Origin of the sequence: Actinomadura miaoliensis, assembly GCF_039536785.1 — a bacterium.
Lineage (GTDB): Bacteria > Actinomycetota > Actinomycetes > Streptosporangiales > Streptosporangiaceae > Spirillospora > Spirillospora miaoliensis.
In genome coordinates this window covers 563,009-581,273 of the sequence record NZ_BAAAZG010000001.1, presented here as the reverse complement: position 1 = coordinate 581,273, position 18,265 = coordinate 563,009, and the positions used below count along the sequence as shown (strand labels likewise).

Here is an 18,265-nt window from a genome sequence, read left to right as displayed (position 1 = left end):
GCGTCTGCGGCTTGGCGCCGCGCGCGCGTGACCTGGGGCCCGCCCGTCCGAGACTCGGGGCCCGCGCGTCTGCGACCTGCCGTCCGCGTGTCTGCCACCTGGGGCCCGTGCGTCTGCGCCTTGCCGCCCGCGTGTCTGCGGCTTGGCGCCGCGCGGCTGCGATCTGGGGTCTGCGCCTCTGTGGCTTGGGGCCCGTGCGTCCGTGAGTTGGCGCCGGTGCGTCTGTGGCTTGGGGCCGGCGTGTCTGCGACCTGGCGCCCGCGTGTCTGCCACTTGGGGCGCGTGCGTGCGCGACCAGGGGCCGCGCGGTTGTGACTTGGGGCCTGTGCGTCTGTAAGCGCGCGCGGCGGTGGACGCGATCAGGCCGAAGAAGGGCGGCAGTGCGGTGAACGTCGTCGGCGTTACCGCTGCGCTGGGCGACGTTGGCGCCAACTGCCACCTCACGTGGCGTGCGCAGTTCCACCGCGATGCTGGACGGGCTGCCGTTCGTGGAGCGCTCCGCCTGGTTCACGTTGTCCACCAGGACGAGCCCGACCGGCCTCTACTCCGACGCCACCGCCAAACGCCTCCGGTGCCGCCTATCGGTCCGACGGGAGCGGGGCCTGCGAACACTCGGTCGGCATTCGCCGGGCGGGACCGGGCGTCGTACTCATGCGGTACCACCGTAAAGACCGCGGCCCGGCCATCGCCTGATCATCGAGGCGGCGCGGACGGGCCGGTTCCCGGATCGGTCCCTGCGCCCTATCGGTCCCATTCCGAAGTTCCGCGTGAAAGGCGAGGAGATTCAGCATGGGCAAGATCGCGAAGGCGTTGGGCACGGCGGCCGCGGCGATGACGATTCCCCTGGTCGCGCAGGGCACGGCATACGCGGACATCCCGATCGGCCAGACGATTCAGGGCAACGCCACGTACTACGACGCCGCCGGTTACGGCGCCTGCGGCACGCAGATCAACGCGGCCACGGAAATGCTCGTGGCCGTCTCCGCCTCGTACTGGACCGCGCCCAATCCGAACAACGACCCGCTCTGCCAGGGCGTCTTCGTCGAGGTCACCGCCAACGGGCGGACGGTCAGGGTCCCGGTCAAGGACAAGTGCCCGAGCTGTTCGCCCTCGCACATCGACCTGAGCCTGCCCGCATTCCGGCAGCTCGCCGACCCGGCGCAGGGCAACATCCCCGTCACCTGGAAGTTCGTCCGCTAACGATGGTGGGAGTGCCGTCCCTCTCCCCGGGACGGCACTCTCGTGTTTTGATACGGCCTGCCGCTCGACCGACAGGAGCTCCCCCATGGGTCACGAAACAGGCCTCGGACGCGATCGGCAGGTCTCCCGGTCGGTTCCGGCCGCGCCCGGCGTCGGTGAAGTACGGCAGGCGCTTGACCGGCCGCCGCACCGCCGCGCACATCTGGTCCGGCGGGGCCGCTGGGACGCGGCGGACGAGCCGGTCACCCAGAATGTGGCGGACACCCTGCCCGCGCCGATCGCGCTCCGCGGTCCCGACCTGGCCGAGCTGGTCTACCTGCCGGGGGCGCCGCGGCCGGACACTGCCCCGGGGTGTCCGCCGGCGGAACGCCGGGACGCCATGCACGCCGTGCGGCTGGCCAACCAGGGTGTGAACCGCGAGGAGGTGGTCCGCCTCGCCACGCATGTGCTCGCCACACCGGCCTGGCGTGACGTCGGCACGTTCTGGCACGCGGTGGTCGCCCTGGCCTACGCCGACGAACTCGACGAGGCGCACGAGCAGTGCGAACGAGCCGTCCGCGCCGCCGACTGGACGGCCACGTCCCGGCACCGTGACGCGTTGACGCTGTTGCGCGCACGCCTGGCCTGGCTGCGCGGCGCCCCTGACACAGCCGCCGGACTGCTGGCCGACGCGGCCGTGCGCGGGGTGCACCCCCAGTTCAGTCGGCTGGCCACGGCTTGGCGTGTGGCCGCGCTGATTGACCTGGGTGAGCTCGACCGCGCACACGGCCTTCTCATGGAGTGCGACGTCGACGGGCAGGACGCGGGGGTGGGCACCCGGGTCGAACTGCTCGCGGCCAGGGGCGGGCTGCATTTCGCCGCCGGACGGGTCGAACTGGCCGGTGACGACTTCCGCGCGTGCGGCCGGATCCTTCTTGAGTGGGGGGTGGTGAACCCTGCGGTCGTGCCGTGGCGTTCGCGCGCTGCCCTGTGCGCGCACCTGCTGGGGCGCAAGACCGTGGCCGACGCCCTCGCCAGACAGGAGCTTGTCGCCGCGAGCCGCTGGGGCGGTGCGCGTTCGGTCGGCGTCGCGATGCACGCGGCCGCGCTGGTGTTGGACGGCGGCGCCGACGCGCTGCGGGAGGCCGAGGCCGTCCTGGAACGGTCGAAGGCCACCGGTGAGCTGCTGCGTGCGCGCTACGACATCGCCCGGGCGCTGGACGCCGAAAAGGAGTACCGCGCGGCCCGCCGCGTGCTGGAGAGGACCCGCGACCTGGCGCGCCGCACCGGATACCGCCTGTGGGCGGACCGCGCGGACACCGCGCTCGCCTGCATGGTGCGGCCGGACGGCGTCGACAGGCTGACGCCGCAGGAACGCAGGATCGCCGAACTCGCCCGCGCTGGCCTGAGCAACGGACGGATCGCAGGGGAACTGTCGCTTACCAAGCGCACCGTGGAGTTCCATCTCACCGGCGTCTACCGCAAGCTGGGAATCAAGGGCCGACGCGAGCTGCGGACCATTCTCAGCCCCCTCCGCTGAGGTGCGGCCCGCGATGGTCCGCGACGGTGGATCACATCACTCCGCAAACTCTGGACCAGACTGTCAAGAGATCTGTAAACTGCCGTCCGGTCGGCCCGGGTAAACGCCACGCACGGCGGGCCGCATCGGCACCGGCCATGTTTATCCGCGCACCTCATTCCAGTGGCACCCCGGTTTCTTCCGACCGTTCGACACGACAGTCATGCCAGAGCAGCGCCCCACGCCTTGTGTCCGACGACTGGAACCGTCCTGAGAAGTCCACGGGAGGTGTCGCATGAGCACCGGCCGACAGCGGAGTCGTGTGGACGTCGTCTCGGCGCCGCCGGACAGAGAGCTCTCCCCGGCGGGACGGGCGGCGAGGCGCGAACCGAACCCCGCCGACAGGCGGTTCGCCGGGATCGTCGGGGTGCCGTCCGCCGGCCGGGACGTCGCCCTCGCCTCACCCCACCCGTGGGCGGCGGAATGCCGCGCCGCCAAGGCCGTCCGGTGTCTGAGAACCGGCCGGGACTGGCCCCTCGCGGTCCGGCTGGCCGAGGAGGCACTCGACGACGTGCCGTGCCGATACATGCCGTTGTGCGTTTCCCGTGCCCTGAACACGCTGGTGCTCGCGGGCGAACTGGTCGTGGCGGACGCGCTGAGCCGCGGGATCGCCGAGGAGGCGTCGGCGGGCTCCCGCTATGGGCTGATGGACAACGTCACCCTGATCAGGGGACGGATCGCGCAGCTGTGCGGCGACCTGGCCGGTGCGGAGGAACTGTTCGCCACGCTGCTGCACCCCGAGGCGGAGCCGGTCACGCGGCTGCTGGCCGTCGCCCACACCGCCGAGCTGCTGGTCGAAGCCGGCGCCACGGGGCGGGCCCGCGAACTGCTGGCCGAGCACGACATCGACGGGGCGATCCGGTCCGGCGCCCCCTGCCGGGCCGACCTGCTCGGGGCCCGCGGCGCGGTGGCGATGGCGACCGGTGATGCCGAACGGGCACTCGGCGACCACCTCGCCAGCGGGCGCGAGCTGGTGGCCCGGGGCGTGACGAACCCGGCGGTGCTGCCGTGGCGGGGCAGGGCGGCGCTCGCCGCGCGGGCCGCCGGACGACCGGTGCTCGCGGCCGTACTGGCCTGGCAGGAGCAGGCGGCCGCGATGCGCTGGGGCGAACCGCGCGCCATCGGACGCGCCCTGACCGCCGTCGCGCTCGTGGACGGGAAGGGCCAGGAGATCGACCTGCTCACCGAGGCGGCCGAACTGCTGGAGGTGGCGGCCGCCCCGGTCGAACTCGGCACCGTGTCCTACGAGCTGGGGGTACGGCTCGTCGAGCAGGGCGAGCGGACGAGGGGACGCGGGCAACTGGAGCGGGCGCGCCTCCTGTTCACCCGCATCGGCATCCAGCACCGGGCCGACGAGGTCGAGCGGGCCCTGCACGCAATGGGCATGTCCTGTCCGGGGGAGGCACTCACCAGCCGGGAAATGAGAATCGCCCGGCTGGCACAGGCCGGAATGACCAACAAGCAGATCGCCGGGCACCTGTATCTCGCCCTGCGCACCGTGGAGGTCCATCTCTCCCGGGTCTACCGCAAGCTCGGAATCTCCGGTCGAGAGGAATTGCGCGCCGCCACCTTCTGACCTTCCACAGTTCGCGTGACCGAGTGTGGCCGCCCGGTGAAGGACCGGCTCGGCCGCACCGCCGTAGTACCGGTCGGTGGCCTGCACGTGTGCGCCCAGGAGCGGATCGATGCCGAGTCAGGGCAGGTGGAAGGGGGGCGTAGGTGGGGCGGGACGCGCCTCAGAGCGCAGCCCAGCGCCGAGTGCGTGCAGCCTCCAGGACGCGGCGGACCTTCAATTCTGGCGCAGCAGGTCCGCCAGGATGGCGAAGATGACGACGATGACGGCGTACGCCAGGAGGACGACGACGCCTTCCTCCGTCATGCCGGTCGCGATGAAACCTATGGCGAGCGGCAGGCACACCAGCGCGGGCAGCACCGCACCTACGAGTGAGGGAAACCGCGCCCGCAGGCGGAGCCCGCCGGGCGTGTTCAGGATCGCGACGTAGGTCACCACGATGAGGACCAGTAGCGGCAACGCCAGGACGCCCAATGCTCTCAACCGTCCCCGTGTGCTCTGAATCGCCGGACCGCGACGACGAGCGCGCCGAGCGCCAGGAGGAATGCCTCCACGGCGATGACGCTGTTCAGGTTGGACGAGTAGTTCACCGCGTAGACGGTGATGGCCACGCCGACGAGCAACTGGAGCAGCGTCCCGGCGAAGAAGACGCCCATGGGCAGCGGCTTGGACGAGCCCGGAGGCTCAAACGGCAACGCGGGATTCGTGTGGTCCGCGAACCGTGCGGTGGCAGGCGGAGGCACGGCGGGCGGATGCGCGCCGTAGGGAGGCGCCCCGGGCGGAGGTGCGCCGAACGGAGGTGTGGGCGGCCCGCCCGTGGCGGCGGGCGGACGGTAGGTGGACGGCGGAGGCACGTGCGGCCGTGGCGCGGGCGCCTCGCCGAGCAGTTCGGCCAGCACCTGCGACATCGTCGGCCGCCGCTCGGGCACCTTGTCCAGGCAAGCCGCTAGCAGGGCGCGCCGGTGCGGCGGCATCGCCGACAGGTCCGGGTCGACGTTCAGGATGCGGTGCAGGACGGCCGGGATGCTGTCGGTGCCGAACACGGGGCCGCCGGTCGCGGCGAAGGTCAGCGTGACCGCCCACGAGAACACGTCCGACGGCGGCCCGATCTCCCGTCCCGCCACCTGCTCGGGCGACATGTACGCGGGGGTGCCGACGATCCCGCTGGACAGGGTGGTGGTGGAGGTCAGCGCACGGGCGATCCCGAAGTCGATGACCCGCGGCCCGTCGGTGGCCAGCAGAACGTTGGACGGCTTGAAGTCGCGGTGCACGATGCCCGCCCGGTGGATGCCGTTCAGCGCGGCGGCCGTGCCGATGGCCAGCCGCTCCAGGCTGCCGTGGTCGCGCGGACCGGCGCGGCGGACCAGGTCGCTGAGCGACTCGCCCTCGACGTACTCGCTGACGATGTAGGGGCGGTCGCCTTCGACGTCGGCCGCGAGGACCCGGGCCGTGCAGTACGGCTCGACCTCGCGCGCGAGGGCGCTCTCCCTCAGGAACAGATGGCGGGCGCGGTCGTCACCGGCCAGCCGGGCGTGCAGGATCTTGACCGCCACCCGCGTTCCCGCGCCGTCCTGTCCCAGGTAGACCGCGCCCTGTCCGCCCTCACCGAGCAGCGCCAGCAGCCGGTACGAGCCGATCGTCCGTGGATCATCGGCCCGCAGTTCCACAGGATTGACCACGTGCCGATCATAGAGAGCATCGGGTAGGTCGTCCCACCCCTTCGCGGTAACGATTCAACCGGTCAAATCGGCCATCCGAGACGATCAACCACCTTCTCCAGGTCAGGGACCTTTGGGTCCATTCTCAACCGGCCGAGAGATCTCCTTACCGGCCCGCGAACTGTAATGGACAACGCGAGGTGGGCAGCCGAAGAGGGCCGAACACCTACGCTTCGTCGTCGATCTCATTCCCGGTTATCGCCGCTGGAATGGAGACTGCCGCCTGGCCGTCGAGTACCGCTGGTAAATCGGCAAGTCCAACGCCGGGCCGGGCTGCTCACCTGCATGGATCGACGCGATCGTCCAGGCGACCGCCCCCCTCAGCCCTCGCATCGACTGAAGCCGCGGACAGCTCAAGGAAACACAGGCTTTCCCCGGGAAGCCGCCCCTTGCGTCCCGATCACCAGTCACGGGTGGCGATCAACTGCTCCGCATCCGCGTCCTCGAATCCGTAGGAGGAGGCCACGAACCCGAAGTCGTCCGCTATCGACTCCCGGGCAAAGGTCTCGATCTCGCTTCCGGCCGCCGCGAACTCCTCCTCCAGCGCGTTGAACTCCTCCGTCGCGGCGTGCGTCAACGCGTACAACGCCGTCAGATCCGCCGGCCGCTCCGCCTCGATCCGCTCGCACAGCCTCAGCAAGATCGCCTTTCCCTTGTCAACGAGGTGATCCGGGAAGAATTCGTCCGAGTACATCCCCTGCAGGAACGCATACCCCGCGACCCGCTGGTTCTCGATCGCCACGATGACCTCCGCCTTCTCCGTTGACCCGCCGCCACGACCCTAGAGCGAGCGACTGACGGATCCGGGGGAGCGCCGCTGGACAACACCAGAACCCCCCGGCAGGGCGGTTCGTCCTGGCCCCGTGACGCAACCCCGGCAACGCTGCTGCTCCACGGCCGAACCGAATCGGCGCCAACCCCCGTGGCCCTCGTGGTGACGCTGATACCGCTGCCCGCGCGCATCAGCCGCTCAGCCCCACCGGACCGAGTCGCACGCCAGCCGATAGCCGCGCTTGACCACCGTCTCCACGATGCCCGACCGGCCCAGGCCGCGCCGCAGCCGCGCCACGGCCATCTCCACCGCGTGCTCGTCGGCCTGCGGACGCGCGTCCCGTCCGCCCGCCCCGCCGACGTACCCACCACCAGGCGGCTTCAGCGGCGAGCGACGGTGGCTGCGGTGCACGCGGGCGCAACCGGCCGCATGCCCTCTCTGCCTGCCGGTCCGGCTCATGCAACATGCGCGACGCGGGAGTCAGGACATTTCGCTCGCTTCACGATGACGCCCAGTGACGGCCTCGGCTCCGGAGGAGCAGAACCCTCCGCGACCCGACCTGCCGGGCAGCAGGGAGCCTCGCTCACCGCCGCCGAAACCGACGAGCCAGCAGCCTCTTCGAGTCGTCCTCGACCGTTGTGCCGTACCACGCTCGTCCATCTACTAACTTTCCTAGGAGACGTCCCGGGTTGCTGTGAGAGCGAGTGGAATCGGACGCGATGTCGAACATCCCGAGCAGTGATCAGACACGGGCTCACGCCGGACAGGCCCGGCGGCTGCGGCGCCGGTTGCTGCCCGTGGCGGCCGCCGGACTGGCCCTGGTACTCGTGGCCGGTGTCGTGCGTACCGTGACGGTCGCCGGAAAGGTCCCCGGGGGCACACGGGTCGCGGGCGTCGACATCGGAGGGCTGTCGCCGGCGGACGCGGAGGCCAAGCTCGCCCGCGAACTGGCGGATGACGCCGAACGTCCGATCGTGGTGACCGCCGCCGGACACCGGTTCACCATCGCTCCGGCGGAGGCGGGACTGTCGCTGGACGTGCGGGCCACGGTCGCCGCGGCGGGCGGCGGGGCTCCCACCCCCTCCGACCTGCTGCGTCCCTGGATCGGCGGCCGGGAGATCACGCCCCGGGTGAAGGTGGACGCCGGACGGCTGTCGTCCGCCATCGCGGGCGTCGCCAAGGAGGTCGACACCCCGCGCCGGGACGGCGGCGTGCGCTACCAGGGCACGCGGCCGGTTCCGGTGCTGCCCAGGCCGGGGAACGAGATCGATCGCGCGGCGGCCGAGCGCGCGGTCAAGGACGCCTTCCTCCACCCCCGGCCTCAGGTGACCGTGGCGCCGCGACCGGCGGCTCCCACGGTGTCGGCGCAGGAGGTGCGGCGTGTCGCGCAGACCACGGCGCGTCAGGCGGTCGCCCGTCCGCTCGTTCTGACCCGCGGGGACCGGCGGGTCGCGGTGTCCCCGACGGACATCGCCCGCAATCTGCGGTTCGTGGCCGACGGGCGGGGCTCGCTGCGTCCCGAGTTCGACGCGGCGGCGGTGGCCAGGAGCGTGGAGAAGCGGTTCGTGCCCGCGGCCCAGGCGCCCCGGGACGCGACCTTCACGGTGAGCAGGTCGGGAGGCCTCAAGCTCCGGCCCTCCCGCGCCGGTCAGGGAGTGGACGCCGCCAAGCTCGGCCAAGCCGTGAGCCGGGTCCTCACCACGGGCGGAGACCGCACCGTGCCGGTGGACGTGGTCACCACACAACCCCGGATCACCACCGAGCAGGCCCAGGCGATGGGGATCAAGGAAAAGATCAGCGGCTTCACCACCAACCACCCGTGCTGCGCGCCGCGGGTGACCAACATCCAGACCATCGCCAGGATCCTGGACGGGTACATCGTCAGGCCGGGGGAGACGTTCTCGCTGAACGGAGTCGTCGGCAGGCGCGACAGAGCCCGCGGATTCGTCCCCGCGCCGATGATCCTCAACGGACGGTACGTCGACGACGTGGGCGGGGGCGTCTCACAGTTCGTCACCACCATGTTCAACGCGGTGTTCTTCGGCGGGCTGCAGGACGTCCAGCACACCCCCCACTCCTTCTACATCTCCCGGTATCCGGCCGGGCGGGAGTCGACGGTCTCCTATCCCGAGCCGGACTTCCGGTGGCGCAACGACTCCCCGTACGGGGTGCTGATCAAGACCTCGTACACGGCCACGTCGATCACCGTGACGTTCTGGAGCACCAAGCGGTTCGACATCGAGTCGCGCAGCTCCGGCCGCTACAACGTGCGCCCCTTCGAGTCGATCACCGATTCGGGGCCGCGGTGCATCCCCATGCCCGGCGCGGAGGGGTTCTCGATCGACGTGTGGCGGATCTTCAAGAAGGACGGCCGGGTCGTGCGCAGGCAGAAGTTCCACACCGTCTACCAGCCCGAACCCAAGCTGACCTGCACCGAAACCCCGAGCCGATGAACGGCCGCCCCGCGCCCGCCCAAGGCGTGGGGCGTCGTCATGCGCCGTGACGGACGGGCCGTCGTGGACCGCCAGCCCGAGACCAAGCCGAGCATGTCCGCCTGGTCCTCGCGCGTGACGGGCGTGGCCGACCACGATCGGTGAGGCGTCGGGCTCGGTGGCGCGTCGTGACCGTCGGCCTGCCCGTCATTGGTACTGAGCACGCCAGGGGGATCGGGGCCCGGCAGACCCGCGGCTACCCGACTGACATGCGGATGTCGCAACTGTTCGGCACCATGCCACAGGCATCCCTCAGAGGAGGCCTGTCTCATTGCGCGCCCTGCGCGTAGCCGCTGATCCGTGGTGCTGAGCGCGCCAAGGCGGAAGCGGGGCGTTGCGAAACGACCCGCCGATGTGCAGGCCGAAGTTCGCGGTGCCGCCTTCCGAGCGACCGCCCGGCCCCAAGCGCCGCCTGACAACAGCGCGGCCCCGCACAGCCGTCACCCGGGGCGCCGCACCCCAAGCTCGGAATCTACAAAGTAAAGGGCGCGGGCTGGATGACTGCAAACCGAGGCGGTGTCGTCATGTCTGCGCATGGACTCTACCGGCACGACCGCGCCCGCACCCACGTGAACTGCTACTAAAAACCGTAGTAGACGTCGGCTCAGGGTGATCTGCGATACGTGGCGATCCGGCCGGAGGATCCGGACGGCACCGCCTACTGAGCAGCCAGTGCAGTAGTGGGCAGATTCATGTCGACCCTGTTGCAGGTCCAGAGCAGCCGAGCGGGCCGAGCCCCGCCTGCGGGCCATGCCGGCGCGGGACATCGCTGCGTTGAGATGGCCTCGGAGTCGTTGCAGTTACAGGCCTGAGAGACCCCGAAGGTCCACGGCGCACCGAAAGTCGTCACTGGCGAAGAGAGCGACTTCCGATGCGAGCCGGGCGCCATGTAGTAGCGGCAAGCCAGAGAAGCCGAGGGGCGGCTGCGTGCCTTACGCGCTCGGCCCCCCTCGCGGCCCGGGTTCCGCTCGGCGAACGCAGGGCCAACCCTCCCTCCCCGTCCGCCGCAGATCGCCGACGAAACTACTAGGTGAAATAGTTCCAACCTCCGACTCGCAAGCATCCAAGCGGCGCTGCGCGAGAGTGCGCAAGCCCGAAGGCCGTCAAGCGCCTCCCGGACGTTCCAATGGCGCGGTGGTCTGCCGGTACCTCCCAGGGGGTGGGAAGCGGCGCACGCCCATCGGTCGCGGTGGGCGGCGGGCTACTATCGCGCGTAGGAAGGTGGTGGAAGATGGCCCTGCCGCGACTCGGTGAGCTCGAGGCCGCCGTCATGAAGCGGGTGTGGACGTACGGCCGACCGGTCAACGTGCGTACGGTCCTGGAGGACCTGCGGCACGACCGGAAGATCGCCTACACCACCGTGATGACGGTCATGGACAACCTGTACAAGAAGGGCTGGCTGCGCCGTGAGATGGTCAGCCGGGCCTACGTGTACGAACCGACCGCCACACGCGAGGGCTACACGGCCAAGCTCATGCGCGAGGCCCTGGCCACCAGCGACAACCAGGCCGCCGCCTTCGTGCACTTCCTCGCCGAACTGTCCCCCGAGGAGACCGAGGCGCTGCGCGCCGCATTGAAGATCATTCCGCCGGAAAGCCGTACATGACCGCTGCCGTCGCGCTGTTGGTCTACGCGGTAGTGCTCGCGTTCTTCGGCACGTGGCCGCTGCGACGCCTCACCTGGACCGAGCGGGCCCCGCGGCTGGGCGTCATCGTGTGGCAGGCGGCCACCGCGTCCGCGCTGGGCGCGCTGGTTCTGGCGGGCATCGTGCTGACGGCGTCGACCACGCGCGCGTCCCACGGGCTGGCTCAGCTTCTCGACGCCTGCCAGGCGATACTCCAGGCGCACTACGGCGGCGTGAAGCAGCCCGTCGGCGCATATGCCGGCATGGTGGTCGCGATCGGCGTCACCGGTTGGATCCTCGTCCGCGTCGCCGTGTCGCTGGTGCTGACCGCGCGTCGCAGGCGCGGCCATCTGCGGGCGCTCGCCGTCGTGGCGTGGCCTCGCCCCGACTTGCAGGCGCTGGTGCTCGAGCACCGCCAGCCGATGGCGTACTGCCTGCCCGGCCGGCACCGCTGCGTGGTGCTCACCACAGGTGCCCTTGACTGCCTGGACGAAGGGCAGCTCGCCGCCGTCCTCGCGCATGAACGGGCGCACCTTCGCGGACGGCATGACCTGGCGGTGACCGTCGCCGCCGCGATCGAACGCGCCTTCCCCGGTGTCCCGTTGTTCCGTGCGGCGCATCAGGAGATCGCCCACCTGGTCGAACTGGTCGCCGACGACGCGGCCGCCCGCCGGCACGACCGGGCGACGGTGGCCGCGGCGCTCGTGACGCTGGCCGCGGGCCGAGCGCCCGCCGGCGCGCTCGGTGCGAGCGGTTCCCTGGCGCTTCACCGTGTGCGGCGGCTGCTGGCCCCGCACCGCCCGCTGTCACGTCCCGCCCGGCTGGGCGGAGGCCTCGGCGTGGGCCTGCTGATGATCCTGCCGATCGTCCTGGCGGCCAACCCGGCGATCATCGTTTTCCTCCAGCGGCACTGCCACCTGCCGACGTGACGGCACGGGCACACGCAGCAGCGGGGCCGCCGCCCCGTCCCGTACTGTCCTGCCCGCACGGAAGACCAGCCCGGGTGCGGCAGATCCGATCAGCTGGCCGGTGATGTGCTGCGAGCAGTGCTCTGGGCGCGGCCGCAGCCAATGCGGCGTCGCTGCACCATCCGGCCGCCCGACCGGCACGAGACAAGCTCGACTACCTGCTTTGCATGCTGGCGATCGTGCTCGGTCACGTCGGCGTCCCCCACGAACTCCCACCACCAGCGACCAGCGACAGCGCACGGTTTCCAACTCGGCGCCCCGGTCGAGTCGGCCCAGCGGATACCGGTGCCGCCGCCTACGTGCTCATGCAACTGCGCCGCTGCCACACCGTCAGCTTCACCAACCTCGCCCTGCCGTGCTCAACCGCCGCACCCGCCAACGCTACGCACAAGCCGCCGCTGCCCAACGCCAACCCACCCGCGCCGCCCTGCGCCCACCACCTCATCCTCCGCACCGACCGACCCCCAAAGCTCGGCGTGGCCGCCGTAGGGCCCGCAATACCCGCGAAGGCAATACCGGCCTTGCGCATGGCGCGGCTGCCCGCCGAGGACGCCGGCCCGGCGGCGGACACCACCACGCAAGGACGGAACACGTGACCGTGACCCGCGACAAGGACTACGACGCCCTGACCCTCACCGTGGTCGCCGACTTCGACGCGCCCATCGAGCGGGCATGGCGGCTGTGGTCCGACCCGCGCCAGCGCTGGTGGGGAGGGCCGCCCGGCCCTGACGCGGCTGGAGGTCCGCAACCGGGTGCAGGCCGCGATCGTCGCCTACGAGGCCGGCCTGGTCGGCGACGACACCTCCGCCCCCTGACCTGCGCGTCCCCGGTCACCCTTCACGACCGCCGTGGACGAGCCAACGAGCGGACGCCCCCGCGCAACCTCGGCCGGCAGGAAGCCGCTCACAACAAGCGCGTCGCCATGGCAGCACAAACCGGTCGTGGGCGTCCCGGGTGGGACGACCGACACGGCGCCGACGGACGCGGCGGGCAGCAGCCAGGAGATCTGGCCGCCGTTGGCGTAGCCGAACATGCGGCCCCACCCGGCGTCCTGGTTGGTGTTGCCCAGCCCGCCGACCTCGTCCGTACAAGGGGCGGATGCAAGGACACCGACATGGTGGTGCGCGGCCCGTTGAGCGGTCAGCGTGCGACGTAGTTGTCCGCGTAGGTGTCGGCGGGCGGCACCTCTTTGATCACATCGATGAGGACGCCGTTGGGGTCGGCCACGATGAAGTGCCGCTGGCCGAAATCCTCGGTGCGCAGGTCCAGTTCGGCCTTCAGGCCCTCGTCGAGGACGAGGCGTTCCCACTCGGCGTCCACGTCCTCGACCTCGAAGTTGAGCAGCAGGCCCTGGGCGGGCTTGCGATAGGCCTCGGGCACGGTGGGGTGGCCGTAGTCGAGCAGCGCGAGTTCGTACGGCCGGTCGCCCTGCCGGCGCAGGCTGACGTACCAGTCCGCCTCGAATGTCACCTCGAACCCGAACAGGCGGGTGTAGAAGTCGCGCGACTCCCGCAGGCGGGTGACGCCGATGACGGGATAGAAGCTGGTCAGCTTCACGAAGCTCCTCCTTCGCATACCGATGGTATGTCGAGTACGCTATTTGGCGTACCATCGGTATGTCAACGGAGTGTCCATGACCAGCAGGGTGGAGCAGCGTGAGCAGACCCGGCGGACGCTCGTGGCCGAGAGCCGCAGGCTGTTCGCAGCCAGGGGCTACGGCGAGGTGGGCCTGTCGGAGATCGTCCGCGCCGCCAAGGTCACCAAGGGTGCGCTCTACCACCACTTCGACGGCAAGGCGGACCTCTTCCGGGCCGTCCTGCGGGAGGTCCAGGACGAGGTCGGCAGGAAGGTGGCGGCCGCCGCCGACGCGCACGACGACCCTTGGACGCAGTTCACGGCAGGATGCCAGGCCTTCCTGTCCGCCAGCACCGATCCCGACGTCCAGCGCATCATGCTCATCGACGGCCCCGCGGTCCTGGGCTGGAACGAGTGGCGGGCCATGGACGAAGCGGCCTCCGCCCGGCACCTGGCCGAGGCGCTCACCGACCTCATGGACAAGGGCCTCATAGCGCGCCGGCCCGTCAAGCCGTTGACTCACCTGTTGTCGGGAGCGATGAACGAGGCGGCGCTCTTCCTCGCCGAATCGAGCGACCCCGACGACCTACACGACACCATGGCCGCCCTCACCCAGCTCCTGGAGTCCCTCCGCACCACAGACGGCACGTAGCGGGCTGTCGTCGCGACCCGCGAGCGGACTGCGTCACCGATGCCAGACCGCTGGTGCCTGACGCCGGATTCAACCGAGCGCGGATGGCGGGCATGCCCTGCTCGCGCCCAAGCACGAACGGAGCGGCACCCGAACGGCATCTCAGGACACAGCACGGGGTTGTGTTAGCTTGAGGCGCATGTTCGACCCTCGTGCCTAGAGACCGGCTGACCGCGTCGCCCGTCCAGCATGGGCTTGACGCGGAAGCGGGCTTCTCAGGTTCGCAGCGTCCCGCCGCACATACCGGCCTGACGCTGCCCTTTTCGAGGGATTCTGATGTCTTCGCAGCAGGTGGCGTCCTACCGCGCCGTTCTCCGCACTCCTCTGGCCGGACGTACCTTCATCGCGGCGCTGGTCGGAAGACTGTCCTACGGAACCGTTTTTCTCTCGCTCGTCCTGGCATGCACACAGGCCACGGGGTCGTACGCGACGGCAGGCGGTGCCATCGCGTTGTTCGGACTCGCCGGCTCGCTGCTGTCCCCGGTACGCGCACGGTTGATCGATCGGCACGGTGTCCGCCGCGCGCTTCCGCCGATGGCGGTCGCGTACGCGCTGCTGTTGACCCTTCTCGCAGCCCTCACCTGGCGCCCGGGGACACCGGGATCTCTGCTGTGGCTCGTCGCGGGACTGACGGGAGCGTTCGCCCCACCGCTCGGCCCCATCATGCGGGCGTTGTGGAGCGACCTGCTCGCCGACGGCGCGCTTCTGCAACGCGCCTACTCAGTCGACACCGTCGCCGAAGAACTGCTCTACGTGGCCGGACCGCTGATCGCGGGCATGCTGGCAGGGCTGGCCCATCCTTCTCTCGGGGTCGCGGCCAGCGCCGGATTGGTGACCGTGGGCTCACTGGCGCTGGCGTCCTCGCCCGCCGCACGTTCCGATGCCCGCGAGCGGTCCCGGCAGGCCGAGGGGGCGGACGTCTCCCGGCCATCGACGGGCGTGCGGCCAGAGACCGGCGACATCCGCTCGCGGGCACCGCCGGACTCCGCCTGCCCGTTCTGGTGACCGCCGGCGTGGGCACGTGCCTGGGTGCGCTGAACCTGCTCGTGGTGGCCTTCGCCGAGCAGCACGCGCGACTCGCCGCGGTCGCCTGGGTGGAGGCCGCGCTGGCCGCCGGAAGCGCCGTCGGCGGTCTCGTCTACGGCACGGTGTCATGGCGGCGGAGCCCGGAACGTCGCCTGCCGCTGCTGGCGACGGCGTTCGCGCTCGCCCTGGCCGCCTCCGGGGCGGCGCCGGACATCGCCGTGCTCGCCTTGCTGATCGGCGTCACCGGACTGTTCGTGGCGCCTGTGCTCACCACGGCCTACATGGTGGCGGACAAGGCCGCGGCGGCAGGCTCCAGGACGCAGGCCGGTGCGTGGGTCAACACGGCGTTCAACACGGGAAACGCCGCGGGCTCGGCCGCCGTGGGGCTGCTCATCGGCCACCTCCCCCTGGCCGCCTGCTTCACCGTCGGCGCGCTGCCGTCCCTCCTCGGCGTCTTCGCGGGAACGAGGAAGGGGCGCCGTCCCCCTGATTTCCACAGGCGTGCGGCTGCGCGGCCGAGGGCTGCGACGAAACCGCCGTCGGACGCCGATGCGGCGGGGGAGAGGCAGCGCTGAGCCGCCGTCCGGCTAGTCGGCGGCTTGACTGCGGCGGGCGGCCATGCGCCGGGGGTCGGGCCAGCGTACGTCGAAGGCCCAGCCCGCGCGTTCGAACAACCGGATGAGGCGTGCGCTCGCGTCGAGTTGCCCCTTGCGCACCCCGTGGCGGGCGCAGGTGGGGTCGGCGTGGTGCCAGTTGTGCCAGCCCTCGCCGAACGTCAGCAGCGCCACCCACCACACGTCGGAGGAGCGGTCCCGCGTGCCGAACTCGCGGTCGCCGAACGTGTGCGCGATGGAGTTGACCGACCAGGTCACATGGTGCACGACCGCGTAGCGGACCAGGCCGCCCCAGAACAGCGCCGTCCACATGCCGGCCCACGACCCCGACCACAGCCCGCCCACGGCGGCGGGCAGCAGGAACGACGCCGCCACGGTCACCGGATACAGCGCGTCGAGCCGCCGGATGTCCGGGTCCGCCAGCAGGTCGGGGACCCAGTGGCGGCGGTCCGAGCGGCGGCGGGCCGTGTAGAACCAGCCCACGTGGGCGTGCGCCAGCCCGCGCAGCAGGGCCCGCCCGTCCTCGCCGTACGCCCACGGCGAGTGGGGGTCACCGGGCCGGTCGGCGTACTTGTGGTGTCTGCGGTGCTCGGCCGCCCACAGGGTGACGGGCCCCTGCAGTGCCAGGCCGCCGGCGACGGCGAGCGCGATCCGCAGCGGACGGCGGCACCGGAACGAGCGGTGCGTCAGCAGCCGGTGATAGCCCACGCTGATACCGAAGATGCTCACCGCGTACATGACGGCCGCGATCACCACGTCGCGTGGACCGATGCCCCGCCCCCACACCACGGCCACCGCCGCGGCCAGCGCCAGCAGGGGAAGCACCACCAGCACGAGCAGGTAGGCGGTGCGGCGGCCGGTGGACACGGCGACGGTGCCGGTCACCGGCGGTTCGGGCCGGCGGGTGGGCGTGGACATGCCGTCTCCTTCGGGTCCGGGCGACGGACGCCTGCCCGATTGAAGGGCATGCGCCGCGTCCCTCGCCAGTAACCCCGCAGCCAGGGAAATATCTCTGGATGTAGCCACATCCGTACTTTCTGCGTCGAACGCTTGTGGACCCGGCTATGGATGGTTAGCTTCCAGATACCTCGCGTCACGAACCTGTTTCTCAGGCGGATGACGCATGCCCTTTTCCGAGCGGAATGGAGATACCGCGTGGGCGATGCGCCGCAGCACCTCACCGCGGACGGTTATCTAGATCGATACGAGGCGGCCGCCGAACGCGATCCGATGCGGGGGCCGGCGCTGCTGGCGGGGTGGCTGCGCACCGAATGGCGTCCCCTCTTCGCCGAACTGCGGGCCCGCCGGCCGATTTTGCGCACCCCCGCCTTCACGCTGGTGACCCGATTTCCGGACGTCACCGAAGTGCTTCAGAACGGCGACATATTCACGGTCAGCGGATATGCCTCCCGGCTCGACCCGGCCGTCGGCGGACCGGTCATGCTCACCCGCGACGGCACCCCGCTGAACTGGCGGGAGAAGGGGCTCATGCAGGTGATGCTGCCCCCCGAGGACGTGCCCCGGGTACGCGCCCTGGTCGCCCGCACCGCCGACCGGGCGCTGGACGCGGCGGAGCCGCGCGGCCGGATCGACCTGGTCGGCGAGCTGGCGCGGCCCGTCTGCACCACGGTGTGCGCGGAGTACTTCGGCTTCTCCGGCCCGACCCCCGAGACGCTGGCGCGCTGGTCCAGGGCGATCATCACCGACCTCACCGCCAACCTCGCCGGCGACCCCGAGATCCACGCCGCGTCGCTGGCGGCCGGCCGGGAGATGATGGACCACCTGCGCGGCGTGGCGGCCGAACGCCGCGCCGACGGCGGCGCGGCGCACCGCCAGGACGTCTTCGCCCGGCTGCTGGGCACCGTCCTGCCCGGCGAGCTGGCCTGGGACGACGACCGCATAGTGATCAACGTGGCGGGGCTGCTGCTGGGCTTCCTGGAGAACGCCGTCGGCTCCACGACCCACCTGGTGCGGCAGTTGCTGCTGCGCCCGGAGGTCCACCGGGCCGCCGTCCGGGCCGCGAACGAGCCGGACACGACGGAGTTCGACCGCCATGTCTGGGAGGCGCTGCGGTTCGACCCGTTCCTGAAGATGATCAGTCGGGTGTGCGCACGCGAGCACGTCCTGGCGGCGGGCACCCCGCGTGAGACCGTCGTGCCCGCCGGCACCCTGGTCCTGGCCGCCGTGGCCTCGGCCATGTTCGACGAGACCGCCGTGCCCGAGCCCGACCGGTTCCGCACCGACCGGCCGCCGCACACCCGGCTGCATTTCGGTCACGGCCCGCACGCGTGCGTGGGCGTGCATCCCGGCGCGGCGGTGATCTCCGAGACGGTGCGCCGCCTGCTGCTGCGGCCCGGCCTGCGGCTGCTCGACCCGCCGGACGGGACGGTGGTGCGCGACCGGGACGTGTTCCCCGACCGGTTCTGGCTGGGGCTCGGCGGCGACGAGAGGTGA

Annotated in this window: 15 protein-coding genes and 2 pseudogenes; 11 read left to right on the top strand and 6 right to left on the bottom strand. The window is 71.2% G+C overall.

The genetic code is table 11. The annotated features are described in order from the left end of the window. Positions 1-789: 789 nt before the first annotated feature. The 3 genes from ABD811_RS02685 to ABD811_RS02675 all read left to right on the top strand — a co-directional run bounded on the left by ABD811_RS02685 (position 790) and on the right by ABD811_RS02675 (position 4,334). Positions 790-1,200, top strand: coding sequence for a cysteine/serine endopeptidase inhibitor (locus ABD811_RS02685; RefSeq protein ID WP_344940074.1), 411 nt, complete (start codon positions 790-792; stop codon positions 1,198-1,200). Positions 1,201-1,285: 85 nt separating this feature from the next. Continuing rightward, positions 1,286-2,719, top strand: a complete 1,434-nt coding sequence (locus tag ABD811_RS02680; protein ID WP_344940071.1) for a LuxR C-terminal-related transcriptional regulator — start codon at positions 1,286-1,288, stop codon at positions 2,717-2,719. Positions 2,720-2,993: 274 nt separating this feature from the next. After that, positions 2,994-4,334: a helix-turn-helix transcriptional regulator gene (locus ABD811_RS02675; protein WP_344940068.1), complete on the top strand. Its 1,341-nt coding sequence runs from the start codon at positions 2,994-2,996 to the stop codon at positions 4,332-4,334. A gap of 213 nt (positions 4,335-4,547) precedes the next feature. On the opposite strand, the gene ABD811_RS02670 is transcribed toward ABD811_RS02675, so the two are convergent. From ABD811_RS02670 to ABD811_RS02655, 4 genes and pseudogenes are all read right to left on the bottom strand, one after another. Continuing rightward, the gene (locus ABD811_RS02670) at positions 4,548-4,814 is read right to left on the bottom strand and encodes a hypothetical protein (protein ID WP_344940065.1); all 267 of its coding nucleotides are present in this window, start codon (positions 4,812-4,814) and stop codon (positions 4,548-4,550) included. Further along, positions 4,811-6,010 carry a serine/threonine-protein kinase gene (locus ABD811_RS02665; RefSeq protein ID WP_344940062.1) on the bottom strand — a complete coding sequence of 400 codons (1,200 nt, stop codon included), beginning with the start codon at positions 6,008-6,010 and terminating at the stop codon, positions 4,811-4,813. The genes ABD811_RS02670 and ABD811_RS02665 overlap by 4 nt, the downstream gene beginning before the upstream one ends. A 439-nt stretch (positions 6,011-6,449) precedes the next feature. Then, entirely contained in the window at positions 6,450-6,791 is a 342-nt protein-coding gene (locus tag ABD811_RS02660; RefSeq protein WP_344940058.1) for a DUF5713 family protein, read from the bottom strand. Positions 6,792-7,019: 228 nt separating this feature from the next. Next, positions 7,020-7,163 (bottom strand): annotated as a pseudogene (locus ABD811_RS02655) (uroporphyrinogen-III synthase); the annotation flags it as partial. Positions 7,164-7,540: 377 nt separating this feature from the next. On the opposite strand from ABD811_RS02655, the gene ABD811_RS02650 reads away from it, so the two are divergent. The 4 genes and pseudogenes from ABD811_RS02650 to ABD811_RS02635 form a co-directional block, all read left to right on the top strand. Further along, positions 7,541-9,274, top strand: coding sequence for a VanW family protein (locus tag ABD811_RS02650; protein ID WP_344940055.1), 1,734 nt, complete (start codon positions 7,541-7,543; stop codon positions 9,272-9,274). A 1,270-nt stretch (positions 9,275-10,544) separates the two neighbouring features. Further along, positions 10,545-10,919, top strand: coding sequence for a BlaI/MecI/CopY family transcriptional regulator (locus ABD811_RS02645; RefSeq protein ID WP_344940052.1), 375 nt, complete (start codon positions 10,545-10,547; stop codon positions 10,917-10,919). Continuing rightward, entirely contained in the window at positions 10,916-11,866 is a 951-nt protein-coding gene (locus ABD811_RS02640) for a M56 family metallopeptidase (protein WP_344940049.1), read from the top strand. The genes ABD811_RS02645 and ABD811_RS02640 overlap by 4 nt, the downstream gene beginning before the upstream one ends. A gap of 767 nt (positions 11,867-12,633) precedes the next feature. Beyond that, a pseudogene (locus ABD811_RS02635) lies at positions 12,634-12,720 on the top strand (DNA-binding response regulator); the annotation flags it as partial. A 325-nt stretch (positions 12,721-13,045) separates the two neighbouring features. On the opposite strand, the gene ABD811_RS02630 reads toward ABD811_RS02635, so the two are convergent. Then, complete coding sequence (locus ABD811_RS02630) at positions 13,046-13,462, bottom strand: VOC family protein (RefSeq protein WP_344940047.1); 417 nt, start codon at positions 13,460-13,462, stop codon at positions 13,046-13,048. A 76-nt stretch (positions 13,463-13,538) separates the two neighbouring features. Here ABD811_RS02630 and ABD811_RS02625 point away from each other — a divergent pair, with 76 nt between their 5' ends. The 3 genes from ABD811_RS02625 (at position 13,539) to ABD811_RS02615 (ending at position 15,772) form a co-directional block, all read left to right on the top strand. Further along, positions 13,539-14,132: a TetR/AcrR family transcriptional regulator gene (locus ABD811_RS02625; protein ID WP_344940045.1), complete on the top strand. Its 594-nt coding sequence runs from the start codon at positions 13,539-13,541 to the stop codon at positions 14,130-14,132. Positions 14,133-14,462: 330 nt separating this feature from the next. Next, positions 14,463-15,176 carry an MFS transporter gene (locus tag ABD811_RS02620; RefSeq protein ID WP_344940043.1) on the top strand — a complete coding sequence of 238 codons (714 nt, stop codon included), beginning with the start codon at positions 14,463-14,465 and terminating at the stop codon, positions 15,174-15,176. Between the two features lie 8 nt (positions 15,177-15,184). Beyond that, positions 15,185-15,772 (top strand): MFS transporter, encoded by a 588-nt coding sequence (locus ABD811_RS02615; RefSeq protein ID WP_344940040.1) that lies wholly within the window; start codon positions 15,185-15,187, stop codon positions 15,770-15,772. A 12-nt stretch (positions 15,773-15,784) separates the two neighbouring features. Here the strand turns inward: ABD811_RS02615 and ABD811_RS02610 are convergent, their stop codons facing one another. Continuing rightward, positions 15,785-16,729, bottom strand: coding sequence for an acyl-CoA desaturase (locus ABD811_RS02610; protein WP_344940038.1), 945 nt, complete (start codon positions 16,727-16,729; stop codon positions 15,785-15,787). A gap of 237 nt (positions 16,730-16,966) precedes the next feature. On the opposite strand from ABD811_RS02610, the gene ABD811_RS02605 reads away from it, so the two are divergent. Continuing rightward, on the top strand, positions 16,967-18,265 hold the full coding sequence (locus tag ABD811_RS02605; protein ID WP_344940035.1) for a cytochrome P450: 1,299 nt from the start codon (positions 16,967-16,969) through the stop codon (positions 18,263-18,265).